This is a genomic window from Demequina sp., assembly GCF_016278775.1.
In the GTDB taxonomy this organism is placed as follows: Bacteria; Actinomycetota; Actinomycetes; order Actinomycetales; family Demequinaceae; genus Demequina.
Map to the genome: position 1 here is coordinate 19,488 of NZ_JADQBF010000011.1, position 7,600 is coordinate 27,087.

Annotated in this window: 5 protein-coding genes and 1 pseudogene; all 6 read left to right on the top strand. The window is 68.7% G+C overall.

Features of this window, described 5'->3' with window-relative positions; translation table 11 throughout:
- Positions 1–24: 24 nt before the first annotated feature.
- Positions 25–999, top strand: coding sequence for a MoxR family ATPase (locus QZZ33_RS02030; protein ID WP_291377808.1), 975 nt, complete (start codon positions 25–27; stop codon positions 997–999).
- The gene (locus tag QZZ33_RS02035; RefSeq protein ID WP_291377809.1) at positions 996–2,288 is read left to right on the top strand and encodes a DUF58 domain-containing protein; all 1,293 of its coding nucleotides are present in this window, start codon (positions 996–998) and stop codon (positions 2,286–2,288) included. The genes QZZ33_RS02030 and QZZ33_RS02035 overlap by 4 nt, the downstream gene beginning before the upstream one ends.
- On the top strand, positions 2,285–4,606 hold the full coding sequence (locus QZZ33_RS02040; RefSeq protein ID WP_291377810.1) for a transglutaminase-like domain-containing protein: 2,322 nt from the start codon (positions 2,285–2,287) through the stop codon (positions 4,604–4,606). The genes QZZ33_RS02035 and QZZ33_RS02040 overlap by 4 nt, the downstream gene beginning before the upstream one ends.
- The gene (locus QZZ33_RS02045; protein ID WP_291377811.1) at positions 4,603–5,952 is read left to right on the top strand and encodes an RDD family protein; all 1,350 of its coding nucleotides are present in this window, start codon (positions 4,603–4,605) and stop codon (positions 5,950–5,952) included. Before QZZ33_RS02040 ends, QZZ33_RS02045 begins: the two co-directional genes overlap by 4 nt.
- 1 nt (position 5,953) lies before the next feature.
- Positions 5,954–6,766, top strand: a complete 813-nt coding sequence (locus QZZ33_RS02050) for a protein phosphatase 2C domain-containing protein (RefSeq protein ID WP_291377812.1) — start codon at positions 5,954–5,956, stop codon at positions 6,764–6,766.
- Positions 6,763–7,600, top strand: a pseudogene (locus QZZ33_RS02055) (hypothetical protein); the annotation flags it as partial. The gene QZZ33_RS02050 and the pseudogene QZZ33_RS02055, both read left to right, overlap by 4 nt.

The window sequence follows — 7,600 nt, forward strand, 5'->3', positions numbered from 1 at the left end:
AGCCGCAAGAGAGGGAAGACCCCTATGAGCATGACTCCAGAGCAGGCCGCGTGGTTTGCTGACACGTTTGGCAAGATCACTGCCAATATTGGCCAGGCGGTGCTCGGCAAGGATGAGGTCATCCGCCTGGTGCTCACCGCGATGTTTGCGGAGGGCCACGTGCTGCTCGAGGACGCGCCAGGAACCGGCAAGACGTCGCTGGCGAGGGCCCTCAGCGCGACAGTCTCCGGCACACACCAGCGCATCCAGTTCACTCCAGACCTGCTGCCGTCAGACGTTACGGGAATCACCATCTGGAACGAGAAGGTGCGCGAGTTCGAGTTCCATCGCGGGCCGATCTTCGCGTCGATCGTGCTCGCGGACGAGATCAACCGCGCCAGCCCCAAGACCCAGTCCGCATTGCTGGAGGTGATGGAGGAGTCCCGCGTGACCGTCGACGGCGTGACCCACTCCGTCGGCAAGCCCTTCCTGGTGATCGCCACCCAGAACCCCATCGAGCAAGCTGGCACGTACAAGTTGCCCGAGGCGCAACTCGACCGCTTCTTGCTCAAGACCACGATCGGCTACCCGGACATCGCACACACGGCCCGGATCCTCTCGGGGTCCGCGGCAAGGGACCGCTCAGCCGCGCTCTCTCCGATCATCACGACTCAGGCGGTGGCCGACATGAGCGATCTGACGTCAACCGTCCACGTGGACGACGCGGTACTGACCTACATCGCCACCGTCACCGAGGCCACCCGCGCCGCGCCAGAGGCCCTCCTGGGCGTGTCGGTGCGCGGAGCCCTGTCCATGGTGCGGGCCGCCAAGGTGCACGCCGCCGCCTCCGGTCGCCACTTTGTCACTCCCGATGACGTCAAGGCGCTCGCCCAGTCGGTGTGGGCGCATCGCATTGTGCTTGACGCAGAGGCAGAGTTCCAAGGGGCCACCAGCGGCCAGATCGTGGATCGCGTGCTCGCCGAGGTGGCCGCGCCACAAAGCAGGACCGTCTCGGTATGAGCGCAACACCCGCGCGCGATGGCGCAGCCGCGCCCGCCACGACCACGGGGTCCGTCCCCGCGGTGGGGCTCGCGCGCGCGTGGGTGACTGAGGTCGCGGTGCCGTTCGCGGCGCCCGTGACGCGGCCGCTGCGGATCGCGGCCGGCTGGGTCACTGGCCTTGGAGCCGTCGTGCTCCTCGGCACCATCGTCGCGCTCACCGTCGCTGCGATGTGGGGGTGGCTCGAGTTCCTGACGATTGCCGCGATCGGCGTCGCAGCGCTGGCCATGGCGGCGGCATTCCTCGTGGGGCGCATCGCCTACGACGCCTCTCTCGACCTGGCCTTGACCCGCGTGGTGGTGGGCGAGCGCGCCGTCGGCGGCATCGAACTGCGCAACCCCACCAAGCGGGCCTTGCTGCCCGTGCTTGTCGAACTGCCGGTGGGTAAGGGACTGGCGTCGTTCGCCATCCCACGACTCGGGCCAGGCGAGAGCCATGACGACGTGTTCACCATTCCGACTCACCGCCGGGCCGTGTTGCCTGTCGGTCCCATCACGGCGGTGCGAGGTGACCCGCTTGGCCTGCTCGCGCGCGTGGTCACCTGGACCGAGCCAGTGGACCTTTACGTGCACCCGCGCACGGTGCCGCTCGAGGGTTCCTCTTCCGGCTTCCTGCAGGACCTGGAGGGCCTGCCTTCCAAGGATCTGTCGAACTCCGACATATCGTTCCACGCCCTTCGCGAGTATGTGCCAGGAGACGATCGCCGTCACGTCCACTGGAAGTCGACGGCCCGCACGGGCAAACTCATGGTGAGGCAGTTTGAAGAGACGCGGCGGTCGCATCTCGCGATCTCACTGTCACTCAACAGCGAGGAATACCAAACAGAAGACCAGTTCGAACTCGGCGTGTCGGTCGCAGGCTCGCTCGGGTTGCAGGCGCTGAGGGAGGACAAGCAACTGAGCGTGCTTGTCCAAGGTGCCCAGTTGCCCACCCGCGCAGGCAAACAGTTTCTCGATGCCCTGTCCGGGCTCGAGAACACCGCAGCGAACCGTGGGACCTTCGTGGACCTCGCGCTCAGGACCGGAGCTGCAGTGCCAGACGCCTCGGTCGCCGTCATCATCTGCGGCGGAGCCGTCACCCCGTCGGACATTCGCGTGGCGGCGTCGCATATCCCGCTGGGCGTACTCGTCGTCGCCGTCTATTGCACTCCTGAAGCACCGCTCACCCGCCGCACCATCGGGGATGTCGTGGTCCTCACGCTAGGCGACTTGCGTGACCTTCCTCAGGCGATGCGGAGGATTCCGGCATGACACGCGCATCCCAGGGCGGCATGCCAGACCCGAGACGTGCGGGCGTCGACCTGGCCGCCATCGTCGTCATGCTGGCAATGGGTGCGTGGGGCTTCGGGCCGGTCTTCGCGTCGACCGCATGGTTGCCTGCCGCGGTGGGAGGCATCGTCATCGGTGTGGGCCTCGGCGTCGTCGCGGTATGGCGACGGTGGCCCGTGATCGTGGCCGTGGCGGCAATGATCGGCGCGTATGTGATCTTCGGGGGCGCGCTGGCATTGCGGAGCACGACGATCGCCGGAGTCGTTCCGAGCCTCGACACCGTGAGTGGGCTCGCGTTCGGAGCGGTGCGCGCCTGGAAGGCACTCCTTACGGTCGACGTTCCGACGGTGGGATTCGAGACGGTGCTGCTGGTGCCGTTCATCTCGACCCTGGTGGCCTCGCTGGCCGCGACCCTGCTGGCGCTGCGAACGCGACGCGCCGCGTGGGCAGTCATTCCAGTGCTCGCCCTCCTGGGGGTGTCCATTGGCTTCGGGCTCTACAGAGCCGCCGCCCCTCTTGCACAAGGGGCGGTGCTCGCCACCGTCGCCATCGCGTGGCTCGCGTGGCGTCGCCACCGGGAACGTGCGGCAGGTGGTGAGGCGCTCGCGGCTGGCCACTCCGCCGAGACGCTCGCGACGTCGCGTCGCCGACGGGCCTACGGAGGGGTAGGCATGCTGCTCGGCGCGCTCGCAGTCGGCGCGGGCACCGTCGCAGTGGCGGCGCCTCAACAAGACCGGAACCTGTTGCGCGAAGAGGTCGTCCCCCCACTGGAATTGCACGACTACGCGAGTCCGTTGCAGTCCTTTCGCAAGTGGGTGCGCGACTACGAGGATGAACCACTGTTCACGGTCGATCACCTCCCGCAAGATGGCCGGGTGCGTCTGGCCACCCTCGACGCGTACGACGGCGTGGTCTACGCGGTCTCTGGCAACGGCTCGTCGACCGGTGGCTCGTTCGCCCGGGTGGGTAGCGGGTTCGCCGCGGACGTCGAGGGCGAGCCGGAATCCTTCACCATCACCGTCGACTCCCTGAGCGGGGTCTGGGTGCCGACCGTCGGCGCAGTCACCTCGGTGTCGTTCTCAGGCGATCAGGCAGAATCCCTCAATCGAGCATTGCACCACAACGCCGCGACCGGGACGCTCGTCGAGACCTACGGCGTCGGCACCGGCGTGACGTACGAGTTCAGCGCCGTCGTCGACGGCCAACCCTCCGTTGAGCGGCTGGAGTCCGCATCCTTCGCGCGGCTCGCGCCCCCGGCAATCGCCCAGTCACCAGAGGTCGCCCGCACCATGGCTGCAGACGTGGTGGCCGACGCGGGAGGGCCCTACGGACAGGCGAGGGCACTGGCCGACCATCTGTCGGGCGCGGGCTTCTTCTCTCACGGCCTCGAGGGCCAAGCGCCGTCGCGATCGGGTCACCGCGCTGAACGGATTGCCGAGTTGCTCGCCGCCGAGCAGATGATCGGCGACGACGAGCAATACGCCGTGGCGTACGCGCTTATGGCGCACGAACTGGGCATTCCCGTGCGGGTGGTCGTGGGCTTCTATCCCGACACCTACTCCGAGGGAGTTTTCGAAGCCACGGGTGCCACAGCCCACGTGTGGGCCGAGGTCGCGTTTGACGGCCTGGGCTGGGTGGTGATCGACCCGTCGCCAGCCGAGGATCAGGCGCCGGTCAACGAGGAACAGGAGCCGCAGCGCGAGCCCAAGCCGCGCGTGTTGCAACCGCCGCCACCACCCGCGCCTCCCGCTGAGGTGCCACCGAGCCTGCCGACGGAAGACGAAGTCGTCGAAGACACGACCGTCGACGTGGAGGCGCTCGTTCGCACCGCCCTTGTCGTTCTCGCTTTCGCCGGCGGCTCGGCGATCCTGTGGGGGCCACTCGCATGGATTCTCATCGCCAAAGCCAGGAGGCGACGGCGCCGACGGCGCTCAGGAGCGTCATGGGACCGCCTGAATGGCGCGTGGATGGAGGTCGCCGACCTCGCTGCGGACTACCGCGTGACCGTGCCAGCCCACGCCACACGAGTTGAGGGTGCACGGATGGTAGACCACGGCTTTGAGCACGCATCAACGCTCGCGCTTGCGGCGCGCGCTGATAGGGGCGTGTGGGCACCAGGGGAGCCCACCGATGACGAGGTCGCTGAGTACTGGGCAGACGTGGCCACCGCCATGCGGTCCATGCATCGCTCGAGGCCCTTCACCGCGCGGGTCACCGCAAGGATGAGTTTGCGTTCGCTCGCGCAGCGGCGCGCCCAAGCCCGTGAAGATGCACGGCGATCGAGGAGGACACGCACATGACCACACTGGCTCCGCTCGGGCCGCGCGTAGGCGCCGCGTTCATCGACTATGGCGCACTGAGCGTCCTTTCGATGGCCGCGTCAATTCCGGTCATGCTCGCCGCCGCGCGGGAGACCGACTCCGCAGTCGACGCTCAGATTTCCGCCGATCAGCTTCCCCTACGCGCATTGGCGGTCGCCTGGGCAGTCACACTGTGCGCGTGGCTCGTGCTCGTCGCTCTGAGGGGTAGCCGCGGTGGATCGCCGGGAATGCGGCTCATGGGCACGCGGTTGGTGCGGGTGCAGACCGGCGGCCCCCTCGGCTTTGGCAGGGCGGTGGTGCGACAGTTCGTCTTCGGAGTGACCGCTAGCGTCCTCATCGGCGCCCTGTCGCCGCTGTGGCATCCGCAGCGGCGCGGGTGGCACGACCTCGCGGCGGGCTCCATCATGGTCTCGCGCGAGGGTGCGGTCGACACGCCTCGCGCTCAGGCGCAGTCCGCACCGCCGCCGCCACCGCCGATCCCAGTGGACGAGGCTGCCCGCACGCCCGCCGCGGCCCACAAGGAGTCACCCCCGGCTTCCTCGATGTCGGTTGGCGACGGGCCCACAGGGACTCCAGCGAGCGAGGCATCCGGAGTGATCTCGGCGGTGCCCGGCTACGTGCGCGCGTCCGAGTCAACCGCTGCCGCGCCGCCCGTTGCGCCCGCTCCGCCAACTCCACCCGCTGCGCCAGCCGCGCCCGCAGTGCCGGAGCCTGCGGTGCCAGAGCCTGCGGCGGCTACGCCCGTCGTGCCGGAGCCGGAACCCCCGGTTGCGCCACCGCCTCCTCCGCCAGCGCCACCTGCAGAGCCTGCGGCGGCTACGCCCGTCGTGCCGGAGCTTGAACCCACGGTTGCGCCTCCGCCTCCTCCGCCAGCGCCCCCGGTTGCGCCTCCGCCTCCTCCGCCAGCGCCCCCGGCCGCGCCCGAGCCACCACCAACGTCAATTGTGCTGGCGCCCGAAGACGACGACCTCGACGCCACCCGGGTGGCGGCGCCGCGCGTTCGTGTCGCCGTTCTCACGTGGGATGACGGTTCCGTCGTGACCGTGACAGGTACGGCCGTGATAGGCCGCAACCCTGCCGCAGGCGAGTATGTCGATGCCCTGTTGGTTCCTGTGACGGACAACACCAGGTCCCTGTCAAAGACGCACTTCGCGGTCGCACCAACTTCCGAGGGATTCACCGTCACCGACCTGTACTCCACGAATGGGGTGGTCGTTCACCGAGGCGGGAACGAGGTGCAGGTAGAACCCGGCACGTCCGTGCCGCTGGCATCGGGTGACCGGCTCGTAGTGGGGGATCGCTCGGCCGTTCTCGAGGTGCGCTGACATGGTGACCCAATTCCAGGCTGGATCGGTGACCCTGAGCGCTGGCGCCGCGTCGGATGTCGGCACCACCCGAGCACACAACGAGGACTCGTACCTCTGCGAGGCGCCGTTGTTCCTGGTGGCGGACGGGATGGGCGGCTACGCGGCTGGCGAGGTGGCGAGCGCCATGGTCGTCGACGAGTTTCGGCAATTGGTAGGCACCGAGACCGTGGCCGTGCAGCAAATGCGTGACGCGTTTGACAGGGCATCTCAGCGAGTGGACGCACTCGCCGGGGAAACGGAAGGTGCCGGAACCACGCTCACGGGCGTGGGCGTCGCTAGTGTCGGCGGCGTCGGCTACTGGGTGGTGATCAATGTCGGCGACTCGCGCACCTATCGCTACGACGGCACCAGCCTGGAGCAGGTGAGTGTGGACCACTCGGTCGTCCAGGAGCTCGTCGACGCGGGCGAACTTACGCCGCAACAGGCGCGGCGTGACGCTCGCCGCAATATGGTTACCAGGGCGATCGGGGCGGGCGCGCCGGGGGAGCCCGACTTCTGGATGGTGCCCGTGGAGTCGGGAGACCGAGTAGTGGTGTGTTCCGACGGACTGTCGGGAGAGCTCGATGACGCCAAGATCGCCGCCGCCCTCGCCCAGGCGGATGGCGCACAGCAGGCCGCGGACGACCTGGTGCGCCAAGCCGTCGCAGCGGGCGCCCGCGACAACGTCACCGTCATCGTGATCAACGCGGAGCATGTGGGATCGAGTCATGAGCTCGGCGCAGCGGGTGACACCGTGCCGCGTGCAGGCGCGCCAGCCGGGAGTGGAACGTGAGCTACCGGTACGGTCCTGGGCCGCTGCTCGCCATAGTCGAGCCAGGCGGCGTCGCTCTGGTCGATGCCGAGATGTCGGCGGAAGTGCGGTTGGCGGTGGCCGCGGCACTGCGCTCGGGGGGAGGGTTCGGCGGATTCGTCGACGCCTTGACAGCGCACTTCGGCGCGAGCCTGTCCGCCTTGCCGGACTTCGCCCTTGCGCTGGTCGAGCAAGAGGGAACCCGGGTGGCCGTGCGCGGACGACTCACCGCCCACGCCGACGCACCCATCTCGGGAGCGGGAGTCACGACCTGGACGGAGGCGGTCGTCCCCACCGGCACGACGGTGAGCCTGGGTGATCCTGCGGCGGCGCTGGCGGCAGATGCGCTCGCAGTATCCAGTGGCATGGTCTTCGCAGGGGGTATCGCAGTGAATGGAGGAGGATCGTCGGCTACGGCCGCGTCGGTTGCCGCTCCTGCTGCGAAGCCAGTTGCGGCGGGAGAGCAACCTGATTCGGCCCCGCCTCCGGCCCCTGAAGGGGCCAGGCCTGTATCCACTGATGACTCGGAGGAGCCGTCCGGCGCGACCACGCTCGGTCCGATGGAAGACACCTCATTGCAGGGGGAGGCGGATGACGGCGACCTGGCAGAGGACACCTCCTTCGGCGGACTCTGGGGGTCGACGGTCGCCTCAGCGGGCGGTACGGCTGCGTCGTCCAGGCAGAAGCCAGGGACTGCTCCCGCCTCACCCGCTGGACCGTCATCGGCGGGTGTTCCGAAGCCGGATCCTCGGCCCAAGCAGGCTCCAGAGCCCGAAACCGCCGCAGAGCCGGAGGCTCAACCCGAGACCGAGCCGG